This window comes from Caballeronia sp. LZ019, assembly GCF_031450825.1.
Classification (GTDB): Bacteria; Pseudomonadota; Gammaproteobacteria; order Burkholderiales; family Burkholderiaceae; genus Caballeronia.
This window is the reverse complement of the sequence record NZ_JARTVZ010000002.1, coordinates 508,677-530,826: the sequence shown is the minus strand read 5'-3', so window position 1 is coordinate 530,826 and position 22,150 is coordinate 508,677. Positions and strand designations below refer to the sequence as shown.

General features: G+C 63.4%; 14 protein-coding genes and 1 pseudogene. 6 read left to right on the top strand and 9 right to left on the bottom strand.

The annotated features are described in order from the left end of the window. Positions 1–126: 126 nt before the first annotated feature. Both uvrA and P9255_RS05385 read right to left on the bottom strand, forming a co-directional pair. Positions 127–5,943: an excinuclease ABC subunit UvrA gene (gene uvrA / locus P9255_RS05390; RefSeq protein WP_309765888.1), complete on the bottom strand. Its 5,817-nt coding sequence runs from the start codon at positions 5,941–5,943 to the stop codon at positions 127–129. A gap of 186 nt (positions 5,944–6,129) precedes the next feature. Then, positions 6,130–7,023 carry an alpha/beta hydrolase gene (locus P9255_RS05385; protein WP_309765887.1) on the bottom strand — a complete coding sequence of 298 codons (894 nt, stop codon included), beginning with the start codon at positions 7,021–7,023 and terminating at the stop codon, positions 6,130–6,132. 276 nt (positions 7,024–7,299) lie between these two features. Between P9255_RS05385 and P9255_RS05380 the strand changes: the two are divergent. Continuing rightward, positions 7,300–9,292, top strand: a pseudogene (locus tag P9255_RS05380) (glycoside hydrolase family 28 protein). A gap of 50 nt (positions 9,293–9,342) precedes the next feature. Here the strand turns inward: P9255_RS05380 and P9255_RS05375 are convergent. Continuing rightward, positions 9,343–9,846 (bottom strand): DUF6496 domain-containing protein, encoded by a 504-nt coding sequence (locus P9255_RS05375; RefSeq protein ID WP_309765885.1) that lies wholly within the window; start codon positions 9,844–9,846, stop codon positions 9,343–9,345. Positions 9,847–9,939: 93 nt separating this feature from the next. On the opposite strand from P9255_RS05375, the gene P9255_RS05370 reads away from it, so the two are divergent. Next, a complete protein-coding gene (locus P9255_RS05370; protein WP_404980257.1) occupies positions 9,940–10,521 on the top strand; it encodes a DNA-3-methyladenine glycosylase in 582 nt (193 codons plus the stop codon). On the opposite strand, the gene P9255_RS05365 is transcribed toward P9255_RS05370, so the two are convergent. Genes P9255_RS05365 through P9255_RS05350 form a run of 4 tightly spaced genes read right to left on the bottom strand, consistent with a single transcriptional unit; the run spans position 10,522 to position 15,137 of the window. Next, positions 10,522–11,727: an ABC transporter substrate-binding protein gene (locus P9255_RS05365; protein ID WP_309765882.1), complete on the bottom strand. Its 1,206-nt coding sequence runs from the start codon at positions 11,725–11,727 to the stop codon at positions 10,522–10,524. Between the two features lie 46 nt (positions 11,728–11,773). Beyond that, positions 11,774–12,481 carry an ABC transporter ATP-binding protein gene (locus P9255_RS05360; RefSeq protein WP_309765881.1) on the bottom strand — a complete coding sequence of 236 codons (708 nt, stop codon included), beginning with the start codon at positions 12,479–12,481 and terminating at the stop codon, positions 11,774–11,776. After that, positions 12,478–13,263, bottom strand: a complete 786-nt coding sequence (locus tag P9255_RS05355) for an ABC transporter ATP-binding protein (protein ID WP_309765879.1) — start codon at positions 13,261–13,263, stop codon at positions 12,478–12,480. Before P9255_RS05355 ends, P9255_RS05360 begins: the two co-directional genes overlap by 4 nt. Next, complete coding sequence (locus tag P9255_RS05350) at positions 13,260–15,137, bottom strand: ABC transporter permease (protein WP_309789224.1); 1,878 nt, start codon at positions 15,135–15,137, stop codon at positions 13,260–13,262. Before P9255_RS05350 ends, P9255_RS05355 begins: the two co-directional genes overlap by 4 nt. Before the next feature lie 205 nt (positions 15,138–15,342). Between P9255_RS05350 and P9255_RS05345 the strand changes: the two genes are divergently transcribed. The 3 genes from P9255_RS05345 to P9255_RS05335 all read left to right on the top strand — a co-directional run bounded on the left by P9255_RS05345 (position 15,343) and on the right by P9255_RS05335 (position 18,409). After that, on the top strand, positions 15,343–15,537 hold the full coding sequence (locus tag P9255_RS05345) for a hypothetical protein (RefSeq protein ID WP_309789223.1): 195 nt from the start codon (positions 15,343–15,345) through the stop codon (positions 15,535–15,537). 149 nt (positions 15,538–15,686) lie between these two features. Beyond that, positions 15,687–17,021: a glutamine synthetase family protein gene (locus tag P9255_RS05340; RefSeq protein ID WP_309765875.1), complete on the top strand. Its 1,335-nt coding sequence runs from the start codon at positions 15,687–15,689 to the stop codon at positions 17,019–17,021. 14 nt (positions 17,022–17,035) lie between these two features. Beyond that, on the top strand, positions 17,036–18,409 hold the full coding sequence (locus P9255_RS05335) for an aspartate aminotransferase family protein (protein WP_309789222.1): 1,374 nt from the start codon (positions 17,036–17,038) through the stop codon (positions 18,407–18,409). On the opposite strand, the gene P9255_RS05330 is transcribed toward P9255_RS05335, so the two are convergent. Continuing rightward, positions 18,410–19,309, bottom strand: coding sequence for a LysR substrate-binding domain-containing protein (locus tag P9255_RS05330; RefSeq protein WP_309765873.1), 900 nt, complete (start codon positions 19,307–19,309; stop codon positions 18,410–18,412). Between the two features lie 82 nt (positions 19,310–19,391). Then, positions 19,392–20,345: a 2-hydroxyacid dehydrogenase gene (locus P9255_RS05325; RefSeq protein WP_309765872.1), complete on the bottom strand. Its 954-nt coding sequence runs from the start codon at positions 20,343–20,345 to the stop codon at positions 19,392–19,394. A gap of 415 nt (positions 20,346–20,760) precedes the next feature. Between P9255_RS05325 and P9255_RS05320 the strand changes: the two genes are divergently transcribed. Beyond that, complete coding sequence (locus P9255_RS05320) at positions 20,761–22,146, top strand: MFS transporter (RefSeq protein WP_309765871.1); 1,386 nt, start codon at positions 20,761–20,763, stop codon at positions 22,144–22,146. Positions 22,147–22,150: the final 4 nt, after the last annotated feature.

The following is a 22,150-nucleotide window of genomic DNA, read 5'->3' as shown; positions in this document are numbered from 1 at the left end:
GCGGCGCAATGCCTTCTTGCATCACGACCATCGAGCCTTCGCGTTCCCGAAACGTCGCATCGTGAGACAACGACGCGAACCCGAACACGCCCGGCTGCATCGACGAAACGGGCGCGTCGAGTTCCTTCACGCCGCGTCTTCCGCGCGATGCGTGCGCCCGAGCACCGGCCGCAAGGCGGTGCCCGTATGACTGCGCGGATGGCTCGCGAGCGTCTCCGGGTCCGCCGCCGCGACGATGGTTCCGCCGTTCACGCCGCCCTCCGGCCCGAGGTCGAGCACCCAGTCGGCTTCCGCGATCACATCGAGATCGTGTTCGATGACGATCACGCTATGCCCGCCATCCACCAGCCGATGCAGCACGCGAATCAGCTTCGCGACGTCCGCCATGTGCAGGCCGACGGTCGGTTCGTCGAGCACGTAGAGCGTGTGCGGCGGCTTCTGGCCGCGCCGCGTGATGTCGTCGCGCACCTTCGACAACTCGGTGACGAGCTTGATGCGCTGCGCCTCGCCGCCCGAAAGCGTCGGCGACGGCTGGCCGAGCGTCAGATAGCCGAGGCCCACGTCCTTCATCAGTTGCAGCGGACGCCCGATGCCCGGCATCGAGGCAAAGAATTCGACCGCCTCGTCGATTTCCATCGTCAGCACTTCGCCGATGTTCTTGCCGCGCCACGTCACCGCGAGCGTTTCGGGATTGAAGCGCTGGCCGTGGCACACGTCGCACGGCACCTTGACGTCCGGCAGGAAGTTCATCGCGATGGTGCGAACGCCCTGGCCTTCGCAGGCGGGACAGCGGCCGTCGCCCGTATTGAACGAGAAGCGCGACGGCGTGTAGCCGCGCGCGCGGGCTTCGAGCGTATCCGCGAACAGCTTGCGGATGGTGTCCCACATGCCGATATACGTCGCCGGGCACGAACGCGGCGTCTTGCCGATCGGCGTCTGATCCACTTCGAGCACGCGATCGATCGCCTCGAAGCCGGTGATGCCCGCGCAGCCCTGCCATGCGTGGACGACATCGAACTTCGGACGCGGCGCCTCCCGCGCGAGCACGCTCGAGCGCGACTTCGCGGCGGGCCTGCCTTCCGCCGCCTGCGCGGTCTTGCGCGCACGCCGTTCAGCTGGCGACGACAGCGCCGAGCGGCCGACGGCATCGAGCAGGTTGGTCATCAGCACGTCGCGCGCGAGCGTCGACTTGCCGGAACCCGAGACGCCCGTGATCGCGACGAGCCGGTTCAGCGGCACGCTCGCCGTCACGTTGCGCAGGTTGTGCAGCGTCGCGTTCTCGACCGTGAGCCATTGCTCCGGCACGGCGGGACGCTTGCCCGCCGCCGTCCGCACATCGCGGCGCGGCTGCAGTGGATGCACGATCGGGTTCGCCAGCATCTGCCCGGTGAGCGACGCCTTGTGCGCCGCGAGGTCCGTCACGCTGCCCTGGGCGACGACCGTGCCGCCGCGCTTGCCCGCGCCCGGCCCGATATCGATGATGTGATCCGCGCGGCGAATGGTGTCCTCGTCGTGCTCGACGACGACGAGCGTATTGCCCTTGTCGTTGAGCTTCTTCAATGCGCTCAGCAGAATGAGATTGTCACGCGGATGCAGGCCGATGGTCGGTTCGTCGAGCACGTAGCACACGCCCTGCAGATTGCTGCCCAGCTGCGCGGCCAGTCGAATGCGCTGCGCTTCGCCGCCCGAGAGCGTAGGCGCGGCGCGATCCAGGCTCAGATAGCCGAGACCGACTTCTTCGAGAAACTGCAGACGCCCTTCGATCTCGCTGATGACATCGCGCGCGATATCCGCCTCGCGGCCCGCGAGCTTCAGCGACGCGATCCATTCGCGGGTATCGGTCACGGTCCAGCGTCCGACTTCGGTGATCGGATAGTTGCCGAACGTGACGGCGCGCGCGACATCGTTCAGGCGCGTGCCTTCGCATTCGGCGCAGGGCTGATCGACGATATCGTCCGGTTCCTGATCCACCGAGCCGATGCTCTGCTCACGGCCGCGATCGTCCTGCGCGAAGACGGTATCGTCGAAAGCGGCGCGCTGCTCGCGTGTGAGCTTCACGCCGGTGCCGACGCACGTGTTGCACCAGCCGTGCTTGCTGTTGTACGAGAACATGCGCGGGTCGAGTTCTGGATAGCTCGTGCCGCAAGTGGGACAGGCGCGTTTCGTCGAGAACACGATGGTCTCTTCGCTGCCGCGCCGCTTGCCGTTCGACAACGCGCCGTGCAGCTCGTCGAGCGGCGCGCAAAGATGCATCACCCCCTTGCCGACTTCCAGCGCGTCGTCGAGCACGCGCCGCAGTTCCGCCTCGTTATCCGCCGATACGACGAGGTCCGCCACCGGCAGTTCGATCGTATGCTCGCGGAAGCGGTCGAGCTTGGGCCACGGATCGACCGCGTGAAACTCGCCGTCCACGCGCAGGTGCGTATTGCCGCGCGCCTTCGCCCACTTCGCGAGATCGGTATAGACGCCCTTGCGATTCACGACGAGCGGCGCGAGCAGCCCGACATGCTGCCCCTTGAAATCGCGAAGAATCTGCGCCGCGATGGACTCCGAGCTTTGCGCCTGCACCGGCGTGCCGTCGTTCACGCAATGCTGGATGCCGAGCTTCACATAAAGCAGCCGCAGGAAGTGCCAGACTTCCGATGTCGTCGCGACCGTGCTCTTGCGTCCGCCGCGCGACAGGCGCTGCTCGATCGCGACGGTCGGCGGAATGCCGTAGACGGCGTCGACCTCGGGCCGGCCCGCCGGCTGCACGATGGAGCGGGCATACGCGTTCAGCGATTCCAGATACCGGCGCTGGCCTTCGTGGAAGAGGATATCGAACGCGAGCGTCGACTTGCCCGAGCCGGACACGCCGGTCACGACGTTGAACTTGTTGTGCGGAATGTCGACATCGAGCGATTTGAGGTTGTGCTCGCGTGCATTGACGATACGCACCACGTCCTCGCCCTGCAGCGCGCGCCGCGCGCTCGCCACTTCGGCCGCGAGTTGCAGCGGCACGCCCGCGCGCTTTTCCGCCGCGCCGGGCTGCATGGCTTCCTCGTAGTCGAGCAGCGCGCGGCCCGTATGCGACGCTTCGCACGCGGCGACATCGTCCGGCGTGCCGACGCAGACCACTTGCCCGCCGCCATCGCCGCCTTCCGGACCGAGATCGATGATCCAGTCCGCCGCGCGGATCACGTCGAGATTGTGTTCGATGACGATCAGCGAATGGCCGCGTTCCAGCAGACGTCGCAACGCCTGCATCAGCTTGGCGATGTCGTCGAAGTGAAGGCCGGTGGTCGGCTCGTCGAACATGAAAAGCCGGTCTTTCTGACTGGGCGATGCCGTCTCCGCCAGATAGCCCGCGAGCTTCAGGCGCTGCGCTTCGCCGCCCGATAGCGTCGGCACCGGCTGGCCGAGCTTCACGTATTCGAGGCCCACATCGACGATGGGCTGCAGCACGCGCAATACTTCGCCATCCGAAGCAAATAGGGAGACCGCTTCGCTGACCGTCAGTTCCAGCACATCGGCGATGCTCAGTTCACGGCCGCCACGCTCGATCTTCACATCGAGAATTTCCGCGCGATAACGCCGGCCGTCGCAATCCGGGCAGCGAAGATAGACGTCGCTCAGGAACTGCATTTCGACGTGCTCGAAGCCCGAGCCGCCGCATGTCGGGCAACGGCCATCGCCCGAATTGAAGCTGAACATGCTCGCGCCATAACCGCGCTGCGCGGCGAGCGGCGCTTTTGCGAACAGCTTGCGGATTTCATCGAACGCGCCGACGTAGCTTGCCGGATTCGAGCGCGCCGTCCGGCCAATCGGCGACTGATCGACGAATACCACGTCGTCCAGTTGCTCCGCGCCCTTCAGCCCACGGAACGCGCCGGGCGCTTCCGTCGCCTTGCCGAAATGGCGCATCAATGCGGGCGCAAGCACGTCCTGAATCAGCGTCGACTTTCCCGAACCGGACACGCCCGTCACGCAGACGAGACGCTGCAACGGAATCTCGACCGTCACGTCGCGCAGGTTGTGATCGCTCGCGCCTTCGAGCACGAGGCGCGGCGTGTTCGCATCGACCACGCGGCGCGTCCAGTTCGCCGCATGCGCGACCTGCTTGCGGCCGCCAAGATACGCGCCGGTGAGCGTGTCGCCCGATTGAATGTCGTCGGGCGTGCCGTCGTAGACGATCTGCCCGCCGCGCTCGCCCGGCCCCGGCCCCATGTCGATGAGACGATCGGCGGCGAGCATCACCGACGGATCGTGCTCCACGACGACGAGCGTATTGCCCGCATCGCGCAGCCGATGCATGGCCTCGACGATGCGGTTCAGATCGCGCGGATGCAGCCCGATGCTCGGCTCGTCGAGCACGAACAGCGTGTTCACGAGCGACGTGCCGAGCGCGGTCGTCAGGTTGATGCGCTGCACTTCGCCGCCCGACAGCGTGCGGCTCTGGCGATCGAGCGTGAGATAGCCGAGGCCGACATCACAGAGATACTTGAGGCGCGTGCGGACTTCCGCGTGCAGCAGCTTCAGCGCTTCGTCGAGCAGCGTCGAGGGCAGCGTCAGCGAATCGAAGAAACGGCGGATGCGGTCGATCGGCATCAGCATCAGATCGTGCACGGTGAGGCCGGGCAGCGCTTCGAGCTGATCGCGCGTCCAGTCGACGCCGGTCGGCAAGAAGCGGCCGGCGGGCGCGAGGACGGCATCGGCCTGTTCCTTCGTGCCGAGACGCCACAACAGCGATTCCGTCTTGAGCCGGGCGCCCGCGCACGCGGGACATGTCGTATAGCTGCGGTATTTCGACAGCAGCACGCGAATGTGCATCTTGTAGGCCTTCGACTCCAGATAGTCGAAGAAGCGCTGCACGCCGTACCACTGGCTCTGCCACTTGCCGGTCCAGTCGGGCGAACCCTTGATGACCCAGTCGCGTTCTTTCTGCGTCAGCTCGCTCCACGGCACGCCGAGGCGAATGCCGGCCTTCGCGCCGTATTTCACGAGGTCGTCCTGATTCTCTTTCCACGCGGGCGTCTGCAGCGTCTTGACCGCGCCTTCGCGCAGCGTCTTTCTTTCGTCCGGAATGACGAGGCCGTAGTCGACGCCGATCACGCGGCCGAAGCCGCGGCACGTTTCGCACGCGCCATACGCCGAGTTGAACGAGAACAGCGCCGGTTGAGGGTCGGCATAGCGCAGGTCGCTTTCCGGGCTGTGCAGGCCGGTGGAGAAGCGCCAGATGTCCGGCTCGCCTTCCTCCTTCAGCACGTACACGTTCACGCGTCCGGTGCCGCGCAGCAATGCGCCTTCGATGGCCTCCAGCGCACGCGAGCGCTCCGTGTTCTGGAGGCGGAAGCGGTCAGCGACGACATCGAGCACCTGCCGCGCGCCTGCATCCGTTTGCACGTGGCGCTTGGCCTGCACCCGCGTGTAGCCGCTCGCGGACAGCCATTGCGCGACCTCGTCGTCGCTCGTGGCGTCGGGCAGTTCGACGGGGAACGTGATCGCGAGGCGCGGATCGCCGGCGCGCGTGCGGTCGAGCAATTCCGCGTAGATCGTCTCGGGCGTGTCATGCCGCACGCGGTGCGCGGTCTTCCTGTCGAACAGTTCGGCGGCGCGCGCGTAGAACAGCTTCAGGTGATCGTTCAGCTCGGTCATCGTGCCGACGGTGGAGCGCGAGCTGCGCACCGGATTGGTCTGGTCGATGGCGATCGCGGGCGGCACCCCGTCCACGCGATCCACCTGCGGGCGGTCCATGCGGTCGAGAAACTGGCGCGCATAGGCGCTGAACGTCTCGACGTAGCGGCGCTGGCCTTCGGCATAGAGCGTGTCGAAGACGAGACTCGACTTGCCGGAGCCGGACGGCCCCGTGACGACGGTCATCTGGCCGGTGTGCAGGTCGAGATCGAGATTCTTGAGGTTATGTTGACGGGCGCCGCGGATGCGGATTGCGTTGTTCGATGCCAATTTTTCAACCGGTTCAAGGTGATGGACGGCTCTCGCGCGTCGGTCAACAGCCGTGGGCGGCGCGCAGAAGTGTTCGGCAGCGCGCGCCTGCCGCAGCGAACAGTACTGTACACCTATACAGTATGTGTCGCCAGACGCGCCAGAAGTGTGCGGTTGTGCCTGTGCAAGTAGCTCGCCCGGTCGCCGCTAGCGCAGATGCGCGATGAGGGCATCCGCGACCGCTTCGGGGGCTTCGCGCGGCGGAAAATGCCCCGCGCCGTCGATCACGACGCGCCGGTAGCCCGCCGTGAAGCACGCGTCCTGTCCCTCGGACATCGCAGGGTCGTCGCACGTATCGGCGCCGCCCTGGATCATCAGCGCGGGCACATCAATACGCCCGATTCCGCGAAGGCGCGCGTACAGCGGCGCGAGCGTCGCATCCGATGGCTCATCGCTGCGCCAGCGCCGCCGATAGGCATTGAGCGTGACCGCGACCCAGTCGGGATTGTCGAAGGCACGCGCGGTGGCGGCGAACTCGGTTTCATCGAACCAGCCGGGCGGCGACCACGTGTCCCATTGAATGCGCGCGAAGCCTTTCGGATCGGCGGCCACGGCGGCGGGCCCGGCATCGAGCGACATGAACCACTGATACCAGAAGCGCCGCGCCTGAGCGAAGTCCGGCGGCAACGCGAATTCGCCGCGCGGCTGAAACGCCAGCGCGATCGCCGCCATGCGCCGCACGCGTTCGGGGAACAGCGCGGCGACCGTATACGCGGCGCGCGCGCCCCAGTCGTGACCGACGATATCGAACCGCGCGATGCCGAGCGCATCCGCGAGATCGACGGCGTCTTTCGCGAGCGCGACGCCTGAGCCGTCGCGCACGGTGTCGTCGCGAAGAAACCGCGTGCCGCCCGCGCCGCGCAACTCCGGCACGACGGTGCGAAAGCCCGCGCCGTTCAGCCGTGCCGCGACCGCCGTCCAAGCGCGCGCCGCGTCCGGCCACCCGTGCAGCAGGATGACGGCGGGACCATCGACGGGGCCGGTTTCGGCATAGGCGATGTTCAGCACCGGCGTTCCGGCATGGCGATCGAAATGGGGCATGACGGCTCCTTCGGGGGCGCGCGAGACGTGTTCATTCTAGGTCCGCCGCGAGTTAGACGTTTAACCGGCTGAACCTACGGAAGGCTGACATCGTATGAGGGTTGGGGTATGTCCTGAGTCCGCGTCCATAGGCGGAGTCTTGACGCTTGCCGGAAGCGACCGGTATCGTCCCGTGAGGTAAACGGTTTCTTCAAAGCCGGCTAAACACGAAGCTTGTCGTACGACGTCGTCTGAATTCCCCACTACATATCCGGCAACACCGGAACGGAGACACGCATGAAGGACCGCACCACCACTCTCATTTCTCCCCGACGCCGCAGCATCCTCAAATTCGCCGGCGTGTCGGCGAGCGCGCCGCTCGTCGGCGGTCTCGGCGGCCTGGGAATCCTCGCTGGCTGTGGCGGCGGTCACGACGATTCCGGCACGCCCGCCACGGCCGCCGATCCGATCTGGGGCCCGTCCGGTTCCGCGACGCAGATCGTCAACGCACTGAAGAACGTGTCGACATCGATGGTGCCGGGCCGCCAGTTCCTCGTCACCGACTACGGCGCGAAGCCCTGCGCGGTCGTCGCGGCGACGAACCCCTACACCGATGCGTCTAAGTCGCCGCTCAGCACCGGCGCGGACCAGACGCACGCGCCCGGCTCCTTCGATTCCCGTCCCGCATTCCTCGCGGCCATCACGGCCTGCAATGCGGCGGGCGGCGGACGCGTCGTCGTGCCGGCGGGCAACTGGTATTGCGCGGGGCCGATCGTCCTGCTCTCGAATGTCGATTTCCACTTGAGCGCGAACTGCGAGATCTTCTTCAGCCAGAACCCGGCCGACTTTGCGAAAGACGGCCCCATCGACTGCGGCGCGAACGGCAAGCTGTTCTATAGCCGCTGGCAGGCAAACGATTGCCTGAATTACGGCCCGCCGGTCTACGCGCGCAATCAGACGAACATTGCGATCACCGGCGAAGGCAATACCTCCGTGCTCAACGGCCAGGCGATGACGCCGTTCGCCGGCAGCGGCAATACCGCTACCTGCTGGTGGACATGGAAGGGCAACAGCGGCGCGTACGGCTTCGCCGGGTCGTTGAACGCCGTCGCAAGCCTATATCAATCCGAATAACGTCGATCTGAAGACGGCGGCGCCCGGCATCGCCGAATCGCTCTACGCGAGGCTCACCGACCCGGCGACGCCGTGGCAGCAGGATCAGAACTATCTGCCCGCGCTGTCCGAAGCGGGCGTCGCGATCGAGAAGCGCATCTTCGGCATCGGGCACTATCTGCGGCCCTGCATGATCGAATTCATCGGCTGCACCAACGTGCTGATGGAAGGCTATCGCACGATCAACACGCCGTTCTGGCAGCATCATCCGACCGACTGCAGCAACGTCGTGATCCGCAACGTGACGGTCGACAGCATCGGCCCGAACAACGACGGCTTCGACCCGGACGCCTGCGACATGGTCTTGTGCGAGAACGTCACCTTCAACACGGGCGACGACTGCATCGCGATCAAGTCGGGCAAGGACCTCGACACGCAATACGGACCCGCGCAAAACCACGTGATCCAGAACTGCACGATGAATAGCGGCCACGGCGGCATCACGCTCGGCAGCGAGATGGGCGGCGGCGTGCAGCGCATTTATGCGCGCAATCTGCAGATGCTCAACCAGTTCTGGGCGACGAACTCGCTCAACATCGCGATCCGCGTCAAGACGAACATGAATCGCGGCGGCTTCGTGAAGGACTTCTATGTCGACAACGTGACCTTGCCGAACGGCGTGAGCCTGACGCCTTCCGGCTATGGCAGCAGCCTGCTCGCGGGCAGTCCGATCAATTCGACGGTACCGCTCGGCGTGGTGACGGCGACCGCGGCGAATCCATCGGCGGCGCAAGGCGGGATCATCACATTCGATTGCGACTATCAGCCGTCCAAGGACGCGATCCGCACGCGGCCGGCGCTCGTGCAGAACGTCAACATCTCGAACGTGAAGGCCAGCAACGTGACGCTGAACGGCAAGACCGCATCGTGCTTTCAGGCGATCGTCGCGCAAGGTCCGGTCGCGTTCGACTACAACGGCCCGGCGCCCACGCCCGCGATTCCCGCGATCACCGGCGTGACCATCACCAATTGCGACTTCGGCACGCCGGCTGCCGCAGGCCCGGCGACAGCGACATCGCCCGGACCGATCTATGCGTACAACGTGCACGACATCAAGCTCGTGAACACGGTGATCGCGGGGCAGACGCTGAATCAGACGGTGAGCGATCCGCGATAAGCGAGAAGCGATAAGCGGGACTCGCGCGAGTCCCGCTTATCGACGCGTCATCAACGCGATGCGTGCCGCGCGCCTGACGCGGACTTCTTCCCCGCCGCATGCGCGCGCCGCGTCTCCCAGCCCTTCTTCGCGGACGCCGAGCGATCGGCGGCGGAACGGCGGCTCGCGCTGGCATGCGCCTGCTTCGACAGCGACTTGTGCGAAGCCGCCTTCGTGCTCTCGCGCTTCAGCACGCGCGTCGACGTCTCCGAACGCTTCTTCTTCGATTCGGTGCTCGGGCTCTTCGTCTTGCGATGCGCGGCCTTCGTATCCTGCGCGGCCTTCTTGCGCGTGCCTTCCGACGCTTCGCCCTTCTTCGGCGCCTTCAGCTTGACGCCCGAGCGCCGCGCCTCCGACAAGCCGATCGCAATGGCCTGCTTCGTCGATTTCGCGCCGTGCTTGCCTTCGCGGATGTGATCGATCTGCTCCTTCACGTACGCGCCCGCCTGGGTGCTCGGTGACTTTCCCTCGCGCTTCGCTTTCTGCGCGCGCTCCACGGTTCTCTTCTCCGGCATGTCGGTGCTCCCTTGAAGTTGAGTGGCATCGGCTTTCGAGCAACGGGCGTGCCTTGTGCTGCGCGCGGGCCAAGCATGGCATTCGCCCGTAGAATGCGGAGTGTGAAAGCTAAACCGACACCCATCGATTTTTCCGCCGCCTCCGACGAGGTCGCGCGCCGTCTCATCGGCGCCATCGTGACCGTGGATGGCGTGGGCGGCCGTATCGTCGAAACCGAAGCCTACGATCGCGAAGACCCGGCATCGCACACCTTTTCCGGTCCCACGCCACGCAACATGGTCATGTTCGGGCCGCCCGCGCACGCTTATGTCTATCGGTCGTACGGCATTCACTGGTGCCTCAATTTCGTGTGCCGCGAAGACGGGCACGGCGCGGGAGTGCTCATTCGTGCGATCGAGCCATTGACCGGCATCGACACGATGCGCGAGCGGCGCGGACTGGAACCCCTCAAGCTCTTGTGCTCGGGACCGGGACGCCTGGCGCAGGCGCTCGGCATCACGCACAGGAACAACGGCATGTCGCTGCTGGAAGCGCCCTTTCATGTCGAGCCGCCTGAAGAAGCGTTCGACATCGTATGCGGGCCGCGCATCGGCATCAGCAAGGCAATGGACGTGCCGTGGCGTTTCGGGCTTGCCGGTTCGAAGTTCGTCAGCAAGCCCTTTCCGAAAGACTGATCAGTCTGCCGGGCGCAGCTTCTTCACTTCTTCGTCGGAGGGTTGCACGCTTGCGCCATCGACATAACGGAAATTCGTCATCACGCCCTTGCCGTTCTTCAGCGCGGTGACGCCGACGTAGGCGCCCATCGTCGATTGATTGTCCTGCCTGCGATAGACGATCGGGCCGAAAGGCGTATCGACGGGCAAGCCCTTGAATGCGGCTGCGAGCTTGTCGGCATCGGCGCTGCCTGCTTTTCTGAGGCCATTGGCGAGCGACATCATCGCCGCATAGCCGACGACCGAGCCGAGGCGCGGATAGTCATGATATTTCGCCTGATAGGCCGCGACGAACTGCTTGTTCGCGGGGGTATCGATCGAATACCACGGATAACCCGTCACGATCCAGCCCGTGGGCGCTTCTGCGCCGAGCGGGTCGAGATAGTCCGGCTCGCCGGTCAGCAAGGACACCACCGCGCGATCCTTGAACAAGCCACGCGTGTTGCCTTCGCGAACGAACTTGCCGAGGTCCGCGCTGAAGAGCACGTTGAAGATGGCATCGGGCTTCGCATCGGCAAGGGCCTGCGTGACTGCGCCCGCATCGACATTGCCGAGCGGCGTGGCCTGCTCCGCCACGAATTCGACATCGGGCTGCGCGGCCTTGAGCAGGCGCTTGAAAGTCGCGACCGCCGACTGCCCGTATTCATAGTTCGGATAGACGAGCGCCCAACGCTTCTTCCCGAGCTTCGCGGCTTCCGGCACGAGCATCGCCACCTGCATGTAAGTGGAGGGCCGCAAGCGATACGTGTACTTGTTGCCGTTCTGCCAGACGATCTTGTCGGTCAGCGGCTCGGCTGCGAGAAAGAACATGCGCCGCTGTTTGGCGTAGTCAGCGAGCGCAAGACCCGTATTCGAGAGATATCCGCCAAAAAGAAGTTTCACCTGTTCGCGCGCGACGAGTTCCTGCGCGACGCGCACGGTATCGCCGGGGTTGCCGTTGTCGTCGCGAGAGACGACTTCCAGCTTGTTTCCGTTGACGCCGCCTGCGGCATTGATCTGTTCCAGTGCGAGATTCCAGCCGTTCTTGTACGGCATCAGGAAAGCAGGCTGCGCCTTATAACTATTGATCTCGCCGATTTTGATGGTGTCCGCGTGGGCCTGGAATGCGCCCAGCGCCGCAATGGCGGTCAGGCTCAGCTTCAGCAATCGTCCTGCACGAGTCATCATCGAACTCTCTCCTTTAGCGATATTTCTTTAGCGCGAGCATCGACGCTCAAACGCCCAGGTACGCACGACGCGCAGCATCGTCGCGCACGAATTCATTCATCGGGCCTTCATGGCGAATCAGGCCTTTTTCGAGCACATAGACGCGATCGCTCACGAGCGCCGCGAAGTGGAGATTCTGCTCCGACAACACAATCGCGATGCCTTCGCGCTTCAGTTCGAGGATCATATCGGCCATCTGCTCGACGATGACCGGCGCCACGCCCTCCGATGGCTCATCGAGCAGGACCACGCGCGGATTGCCCATCAGCGTGCGCGAGATGGTCAGCATCTGCTGCTCGCCGCCGCTCATGCGGCTCGCGCGCCGGCCGCGCATTTCGCCGAGGTTCGGAAACACGCGAAAGAGTTTCTCGGGCGTCCACGAGGGCGCGCCCTCGCGTGGCGGCTGACGGCCGGCGTCGAGATTTTCCATCACGGTCAGATCGCCGAATATGCGGCGGTCTTCCGGCACATAGCCGAGCCCCATGCGCGCGATGCGATACGGCGGCAGCCCGGCGATGCTCGCCCCCATGAACGATATCGCGCCCGTCGTGCGCGGTATGAGGCCCATGATGGCTTTCATCGTCGTCGATTTGCCCGCGCCGTTACGGCCCATCAATGCGACGACTTCGCCGGGCCGCACGTCGAACGCGACATCGAAAAGAATCTGCGCACGGCCATAGAATGCGTTGAGGGCATTGACCTCGAGCAGCGTCATCGTGCAGCTCCGCCGTCGAGCGCGGCACGCGGACTGAACGATGCGCCCGTGCCCAGATAGACCTCGCGAACACGCGAGTCGTTGCGGACGGCATCGACATTGCCTTGCGCGATCAGTTTGCCGCGCGCCAGAACGATGAGCGTGTCCGCGTATTCGAACACCACGTCCATGCTGTGCTCGGTAAAGAGCACGCCGATGTTGCGCTCTTTCGCGAGGCGCGCCGTCAGCGCCATCAACGCATTGCGTTCTTCGGGCGCCATGCCGGCGGTCGGCTCGTCCATCAGCAGCAGCTTCGGGCGATTCGCCAAAGCAACGGCCAGTTCGGCTCGCTTGACGTCGCCATAAGCCAGCACGGCGCAACTGCGTTGCGCATGACCGGCCATGCCGACGAGATCGAGCAGCGCCATTGCTTCCTTCTCGCGCCACGATGCAATGCGTGCAAACGCATCGAATACACGCCGTTCATGCGATAGCAAGGCCATCTGCACGTTCTCGAGCACGGTCATCGAATTGAACGTGGCCGCGATCTGAAACGTGCGTCCCACGCCGAGCCGCCATATGTCGCGCGGACGCCTGCCTGCTATCTGCTGGCTGTTCAATCGAATGGAGCCCGTGTCCGGCTTGAGCTGCCCGTTGATCATGTTGAAGCATGTGGATTTACCCGCACCGTTCGGGCCGATGAGCGCAAGCAGCTGACCCGCCTCAAGAGAGAACGACACGTCGTCAACGGCGCGCACGCCATCGAACGATTTCGATAAGTGTTCGATGCGCAAGAGCGTCATTGCGCCTCCGGCAATCGATCGCGCAGAAAGCCCGCGATGCCCTGCGGAAACGCGATGACGAGCACGAGAATGGCCGCGCCGAGCAGCGCCTGCCAATAGTCGGTCTGGCGCGCGACGGTGTCCTGCAGCCACGTGAACACCGCAGCGCCGACGATCGGCCCGGCCAGCGTCTGGATGCCGCCTAGCAGGACCATCACGAGGCCGTCGACGGAACGCGCGACGCTTACGACCTCTGGCGAAATATTGCCCTTGGAGAACGCGTAGAGCGAACCGGCAAGCCCGCACACGAGCGATGCAACGACGAACGCGGCCCACTGCACGCGCGCCACATCGATACCTATTGCTTCCGAGCGCAACGGCGAATCGCGGCCTGCGCGCATCGCGAGACCGAGCGGTGCGAACAGCATGCGACGCAGGAGCCATACGCCCGCTATCGCAGCGCATAGCGTCAGGTAATAGAACGCGACAGGCGAAGAAAGCCAGGGCGATGGCCACAAGCCGATGATACCGTTGCTGCCGCCCGTCACAGCGTCCCATTGATACACGACCGACCACACGATCTGCGCGAACGCGAGGGTCAGCATCGCGAGATAAACGCCGGACAAGCGCACGCAGAACCAGCCGAAGACGATCGCGCCCAGGCCCGCAACGATGGGTCCGAGAACGAGCGCCGCTTCCATCGGCAGAGAAAATGCCTTCAGGAATAATGCCGCGCCATACGCGCCAAGGCCGAAATACGCTGCGTGTCCGAACGAATGCATGCCGCCCGGCCCCATGATGAAATGCAGGCTTGCGGCGAACAGCACGGCAATCATGATCTCGACGAGCAGCACCGGCATATAGGGAAACGCATCGGCTGCCAGCGGCGCAAGTGCAAGAAGCAATACGACGACGCCTGCCGCGAGTTTCATACGGCGCGATGCGGACACGAGCGGCCTGTCGGCAGGCGCGGCGGAGCGCGCTATCGCTTGCGGACGGCCGAAGAGTCCCCAGGGCCGCAACACCAGCACGACCGCCATCACGACGAATTCGGCGACGAGCGTGAATTTCGACAATGAGAAGTCCGCGCCCATGATCGACACGTGTCCAATGCCGATGCATAGCGCCTTGATTTCCGCGATCAGCAAGGCCGCGACGAATGCGCCGGAAATCGAGCCCATGCCCCCGACTACGACGACGACGAAGGCATCGCCGATGCTTGCGATATCGAGCGAGAGATTGGCCGACATGCGCGGCGCCTGCAGCGCGCCGCCCAAACCCGCGAGACATCCGCCGACGAAGAACACGCCGGTAAAGAGCCATGCCTGATTCACGCCGAGCGCGCCGAGCATCTCACGGTCCGCGCTCGCCGCCCGCACGAGCGTGCCCCAGCGCGTGCGCGTCAGCGCGTACCAGAGCGCGGCAAGCACGAGCGGGCCTGTCACGATGAGGACGAGGTTATAGGCCGGCAACGCGTGGCCGAGCAATTGAACCGCGCCTGCGAGATGCGGCGCGCGCGGGCCGAACAGGTCTTCCGGGCCCCACAGATAGAGCGCGGCGTCGCGGAAAACCAATACGAGCGCGAAGGTCGCAAGCAAATGAAACAGCTCTGGCGCGCGATAGATGCGTCTAAGCACGCCGACTTCGATCAACGCGCCCAGCGCGCCGATGATGACCGCCGCGCCCGCGACCGATGCCCAGAAGCCCGCGACGCTCGCACCGAAACGGCTGGTCAGGCTGTATGCGACGTACACGCCGAGCATATACAGCGAGCCATGCGCGAAGTTGACGATCCGCGTCACGCCGAAAATCAGCGAAAGCCCCGATGCAACGAGAAAGAGCGCACAGGCATCGGCGAGGCCGTTGACGAGTTGAACGAGCAGATTGGCAAGCATCGGGCGCGTTGAGAACCAGTAAGGCTAAAGAACGACGAGGCGACATTATCGATGAAATCTCAGTGAGTCTTGCTCGCGACCAAAATTCCCGCGCTGGAAAACACGGCTTGACGGCGTAAATGGCTCGTATATGCTCGCTAAAGGGACCTGGCCGGCCTTGGCCGACATCCCCCAAGCAGTCCAATCTCGCCAAACGAGCATTATCGTGAGAGTCCAAAGCCCTCTGGTTAAGACGAGCGCAAGCCGCTCCTTTACCGATCGCTGCGGCATCAATCCCGATTGCCGCTTCATGTCGGTCATCACCATCCTGTCGCGCCGTTCGGTGCGGCGACGCAATGCCATCGCGACGCGCGCGTTCATCGCCGTGCATTGCGTCGGCGTGGCTTCACTGCTGCCGTAGCGCCTCTTTCTCCGCTTTTCCTTAAACGACCGCCGGGCGCGCGAACCATCGCGCGGCTCGAACGCGTCTGCACGCTTCGCGGCCCGTTGCTTCGTCAAGGCCGGGGCTTAGTGCGCCCAATGAAAACGCATTGGAAAGAGAGAATGAAAATGGAACGTATAGACGAATTCCTGCGCAAGCATCGCATCACCGAAATTGAAGCGATCATTCCGGACATGGCGGGCACCGCGCGCGGCAAGATCATTCCGCGCAGCAAGTTCGAATCGGGCGAATTCATGCGCCTGCCGCAAGCGGTGATGATTCAGACCGTCACCGGCGACTATCCCGACGACGCGAGCTTTACCGGCCTCACCGATCCCGACATGGTCTGCGTGCCGGATGCCACGACGATTCGCCTCATTCCGTGGGCCGCCGATCCCACTGCTCAGGTGATTCACGACTGCGTGCATTTCGACGGCACGCCGGTCGCCATTTCGCCGCGTCGCGTGTTACGGCAAGTGCTTCAGAAGTTCGAGGTCAAAGGCTGGCGGCCCGTCGTTGCGCCGGAGCTCGAATTCTTTCTTGTCGATGTGAATCGCGATCCCGACCTTCCGCTGCAGCCGCCCGTCGGCCGCACGGGGCGCGCGGAAACGGGCCGGCAGGCGTACTCGATCGATGCGGTCAACGAGTTCGATCCGCTATTCGAAGACATCTATGAGTATTGCGAGGTGCAGGAACTGGAAGTCGAGACGCTGATTCACGAAGTCGGCGCAGCGCAAATGGAAATCAATTTTCTGCACGGCGATGCGCTCGATCTTGCAGACCGTGTGTTTCTCTTCAAACGCACGGTGCGTGAAGCGGCGTTGCGCCACAAGATGTATGCAACCTTCATGGCCAAGCCGATGGAGAACGAACCGGGCTCGGCCATGCACGTGCATCAAAGCATCGTCGATGAAGAGACGGGGCGCAATCTCTTCACCGGGCGCGATGGCGAAGCTACTGGCCTCTTCTATAGCTATATCGCCGGACTGCAGAAATACACGCCTGCACTCATGCCTGTCTTTGCCCCGTATATCAATTCTTATCGCAGGCTCTCGCGCTTCATGGCAGCGCCGATCAACGTGCAATGGGGTTACGACAATCGCACGGTCGGCTTCCGGGTGCCGCATGCTTCGCCGGAAGCCCGGCGCATAGAGAACCGCATACCGGGCGTGGATTGCAATCCTTATCTCGCGATTGCCGCAACGCTGGCAGCGGGCTATCTCGGCATGACGCAACATCTCGAACCGACTGCGCCGCTCGCGAGCGACGGCTATCGCCTGCCCTTTCAACTGCCGCGCAATCTCGACGAAGGCCTGAGCCTGATGGGCGCTTGCGAGCCGTTGGCGGACATGCTCGGCGATAAATTCGTGCGCGCCTATCTGGCGTTGAAGGAAACCGAATACGAAGCGTTCTTCCGTGTCATCAGTTCATGGGAACGCAAGCACTTGTTGCTGCACGTCTGAGAGCGGAGGCCAACATGAACGATCGTATCGACTCGACGGCGCGCTATCGCGCACTCGATGCCGCGCATCACATTCATCCGTTCTCGGATACGGCGGAACTCAATGGCGCGGGCAGCCGCGTCATCGTGAAAGCGGATGGCGTTTATCTCTGGGACTCGGATGGCACGCGCATCATCGATGGCATGGCGGGGCTGTGGTGCGTCAACGTCGGCTATGGACGACGCGAACTGCTCGATGCAGCGAGCGAGCAGATGCAGGCATTGCCCTACTACAACACGTTCTTCAGGACGACGCATCCGCCGGTGGTCGAGCTGTCGGACATGCTCGCGCAGCTGGCCCCGGCTTGCTTCAATCGCTTTCTCTACTGCAACAGCGGCTCCGAGGCGAACGATACGGCACTGCGCGCGGTGCATCGATACTGGGCTTTGCAAGGCAAGCCGCACAAGCGTTACGTGATTGCACGGCGCAACGCGTATCACGGCTCGACGATTGCAGGCGCAACGCTTGGCGGCATGGCTTATGTGCATGAGCAGATGCCGTCGAAGATGGAGCACGTCGCGCATATCGATCAGCCGTACTGGTTCGGAGAAGGCGGCGAGATGGATGCCGATGCCTTCGGAGCCGAACGTGCGAGCCAGCTCGAAGCGAAGATCGTCGAACTCGGCGCGGACAATGTTGCTGCGTTCATCGGTGAGCCGTTCCAGGGCGCGGGCGGCGTGATCTTTCCGTCATCGACCTATTGGCCGGAAATCGAGCGCATCTGCCGCAAGCATGACGTTCTCTTCATCGCCGATGAAGTGATCGGCGGCTTCGGACGCACCGGTGAATGGTTTGCGCATCGGCACTTCGGATTCGAGCCCGATGTCATCACCATGGCGAAGGGTCTGACGAGCGGCTATATCCCGATGGGCGCCGTCGGATTATCGGACCGCATCGCGAATGTCATCGTCGAAGGCGGAGAGTTCAATCACGGCTTCACTTACTCAGGGCATCCGGTCGCGGCGGCCGTGGCGGTTGCGAATCTCAAGCTATTGCGCGATGAAGGCATCGTCGCACGCGTCAAGAACGACGCGGGACCGTATTTCCAGAAGCAGTTGCGCGAGGCGCTAAGCGGTCATCCGATCGTCGGCGAGATTCACGGTGCAGGTCTCGTCGCGGGCATTCAACTCGCAGAAGACCCGGCTGCACGCAAGCGATTCGACAACGGCGGCGAAGTCGGAACCCTGTGCCGCAACTTCAGCTTCAACGACAATCTCGTGATGCGCGCAAGCGGCGATCGCATGCTGTTATCGCCGCCGCTCGTCGTGACGCACGACGAAGTCAACGAGATCGTCGCTCGGGCGAAAGCAGCGATCGATGCGACGGCAAAAGCGCTGAATATCAGGTGATCAGCTTTGCGTCTTGCTGGCGAAGTGGTCCGCCGCCATCAGCCTGAACGCGGTGACGGCGGGATTGTCCTGATCGACGCGCCACGCCATGCTCATTTCCGCCTGTACGCTGTTGTTTGCAATCAGGCGGAACTCGACGTTGTCGTAATGGAAGCGTTGTGCCGATGCCGGCAGGATACCGAGACCTAGCCCGGCGCGAACCAGCGACAGAATGGTCGGTGTTTGATCGATATATTGCGTGAAAAGCGGGTTCACTTCTTCCGCTGCAAGCATGCCCATGATGCGGTCGTAGAAGTATTTTCCGTGCGTCGGCGAATGCATGATGAACGGTTGATGATCGAGTTGCCTGAGCGCGATCTGTTCGTTGTCGCATAACGCATGACCCGCTGGCAGCGCGACGATCAACGGCTCTCTGTCCACGAGCTGAAATTCGAGCTTCTGACGCGACGGCAACGGCCTAAGAAATCCGAGGTCGATTGCATTGGCGGCAAAAGCCTCGATCTGCGCGACCGAAATGAGTTCGAGCAACACGACATCGATGTCCGGGAGTTCGCGCCGCGCCGCAACCAGCAATTCCGGAATCAGTTCATAGCCCGCCGCGCCCGTAAAGCCGATTCGCACGCGCCCCGTCTTTCCCTTGCTTGCCCGACGCACCGCGCTTTCCGCTTGCTCCGAGAGATTGAGCAAGCGCGTTGCATCGGCAAGAAAAACATGGCCTTCGGTGGTCAGCTTGACGGCGCGTCCGATGCGCTCGAACAGCTTGACGCCGAGGTTTTCCTCGAGCAGATGAATCTGCCTGCTGAGCGGCGGCTGCGTCATGTTGAGCAATGCGGCGGCGCGCCTGAAGTTGAGCTCCGTCGCGGCCGCGACGAAGCAACGTACTTGTCCAAGGTCGAGCATCGTGATCGGCGATATCGGCGCGGGTGACGGTATAGCCGACCATTATAGGTGCGCTTTCCGACGCGCCGCGCCGCTGCGCGAATCAGGTCGTGAGGCTGCCTTCAGGACGCTCGCCTGCAAGCGCCTGCGCGATGCTGGCGAGCACCATCTCGCCCATCGCCGTGCGCGACTCCACGGTCGCGCTCGCGCGATGCGCCTGCAGGACCACGCGATCCATGCCGAACAATTCGGACGGCACATTGGGCTCATCGACGAACACATCGAGACCCGCGCCTGCAATCACGCCGCCCTTGAGCGCATCGACGAGATCCTGCTCGGCCACCAGCTTGCCGCGTGCAACGTTGATCAGATAGCCGTCCTTGCCGAGCGCATCGAGCACGGCTGCATTCACGATGCCTTTCGCCTTGTCCGCAGCGGCGGCCAGCACGAGAATGTCGCTTTCACGCGCAAGCGAAAGCAGATCGGGCACGAAGCGATGCTCGACATCGTCCATGCGGCGAATATCCGTATAAGCGATGGGACAGCCAAACGCCGATGCGCGTTGCGCAATCGCGCGGCCAACCTTTCCCAGTCCCACGATGCCCACGCGCTTGCCGCTAAAGCGACGCGATAGCGGAATGGCAGCGGGGCTCGGATTCGATGGCCACTTGCCGGCCTTGACGAAGTCGTTGCCGGGGCAGATCTCGCGCAGCACCGTGATGATCAGGCCGATGGCCAGATCCGCGACATCCTCGGTCAACGCGCCGAAGGTGGCCGTCACCGGAATGCCGCGCGAGCGCGCGAATTCCAGATCGACGGCATCCGTGCCCACGCCATTCACCGCGATCACTTCGAGTGCGGGCAGCTTCGTAATGAGGTCGTTCGAGATGCCCGTATGTCCGCCTGTAATGACGCCTCTTATCGATGCGCCATGCTCGCGGATATACGCTTCCTTGTCGTCCTGCTCGAAGAGGCGATGCATCGTATAAAGCGCGTTCAAGGTGTCGTTGATCGCGGGCACGAGGATGGGATTCAGTTGCAAGATGCTGGGCTTCAAGATGATGTCTCCGTGTGGTCACGTTCGCCGCTGGCGGTGGATTGCGACGGATCATGTCGTCTTTTCCGGTGCGCGTCCAATCCCAAATCGCTATCAATTGATCCACGATTCGATGCGCCGCACGGCGCGCGGCCTATCGATTCAATACGGGAATCAGGTAATAGCAATAAAAGATTGGACGGGCGATCAGGTCCGCCGCGAGAATCGGTTCATCGGCAGCAAGAACACTAAAAAAGCCTTGAATCTGATCGGAGACATCAGCGTGAAATCGAGCCTCACATTCCCACTTCCGTTGCACTCCCCCGCATTCGCACGCCCTAGCGGCCCTGCTTGCTAAAGCACGTCCCCTCGCAAGAACGCGCGCTCATGTCATGCGCGATGTTCTCCTCGCGTCGAATGAACCGGAGGAAGTCACATGAATAACGCTGAAGGCGTTGTCTCGTCCGTGCAGGCCGAGCCCATTGCGGGCAAGCGCACGGGTCATCGATGGATCGTGATGGGCCTGATCTTCTGCATTTGGGCCATCGCTTGCGCGGACCGTGCGAATTTCGGCATTGCACTTCCCTATCTCAAGAAGGAATACCACATCACGAATACCGAGGCCGGCCTGATCGTCAGCCTCTTTTCGTTTGCTTATGGCTTCGTGCAGATTCCCGTCGGTCTGCTTTACAAGCGGCTTAGCGAGAAGACCACGGGCTTTCTGTTTGCGGTGTTCATGATCCTGACATCGGTGTTCACCGGGCTGATGGGCACCACATCGTCGGTGTTTCTGCTGCAGGCGTATCGCGTCGGACTGGGTTTGTCCGAAGGACCGCTCGGCATCGGCTGCACGAACATCATCAATCGCTGGTTCCCGGCTAAGGAAAAAGGCACGGCAACCGGCCTCTGGATCGCAGCGTCGAAGCTCGGGCCGCTGATCGTGCCGCCGGTGTGCATCATCGTGATCCAGCTTTGGGGATGGCGCGAAATCTTCTATGTGTTCGCGGTGCCGGGTATCGTGCTCGCGTTCGTGTGGATGGCGCTCGTGACGAATTCGCCGACTGAGAACCGCTTCTGTTCGCCCGCCGAACGCCGCTATATCCTCGATGAAGCGCCCTCCGGCAAGAGCGAAGTCAAAGCCGCGAGCCGCGGCCATCTCGAACCGATGCCCTGGCTCGACGCCATCAATCGCACGAAGCGCGTCGCTCCGCTCGAGACCATTCGCCAGGTGTTCCGCTCATGGAATGTCTTTGGCGTAGCGTTGGGCTATGGCTGCATGATCGGCATCAGCAATATCTTCATCTCGTGGATCCCGACTTATCTCGTGACCGTGAAAGGCTTCGCTTCGGTCAAGATGGGCTTCCTCGCGTCGGCGCCTTTCATCGGCGCGGTAGCGGGCAACATGCTCGGCGGCGTGATCTCGGACCGTCTGCTTGGCGGCCGCCGCAAGCCGATGATGATGCTCGGCGCGCTCGGCACGATGATCATGATGTTCGCGCTGATCGATGCACCCGATAGCGTCGCTTATCTGGGCGCGGCGCTGATCATGTCCGGCCTCATGCTCGGCATCGGCTTCGCGGGATATTCCGCCTATCCGATGGGCCTGGCGACGAAAGCCACGTATCCGACGGCATTCGGCATCGTCAATTCGCTCGGGCAGATCGGTGGCGCATGCGCGCCGCTGGCGGTCGGGCTGCTGCTGGATCGGTATAGCTGGACGAGCGTGTTCCTCTACATGTTCGGCACATCCCTGCTCTGTCTTCTGCTGCTCCTGAGCATCGTTGAACCGGTGGCGAGCGTCAATGCGCAAAAGAAGGGTTAAGCGG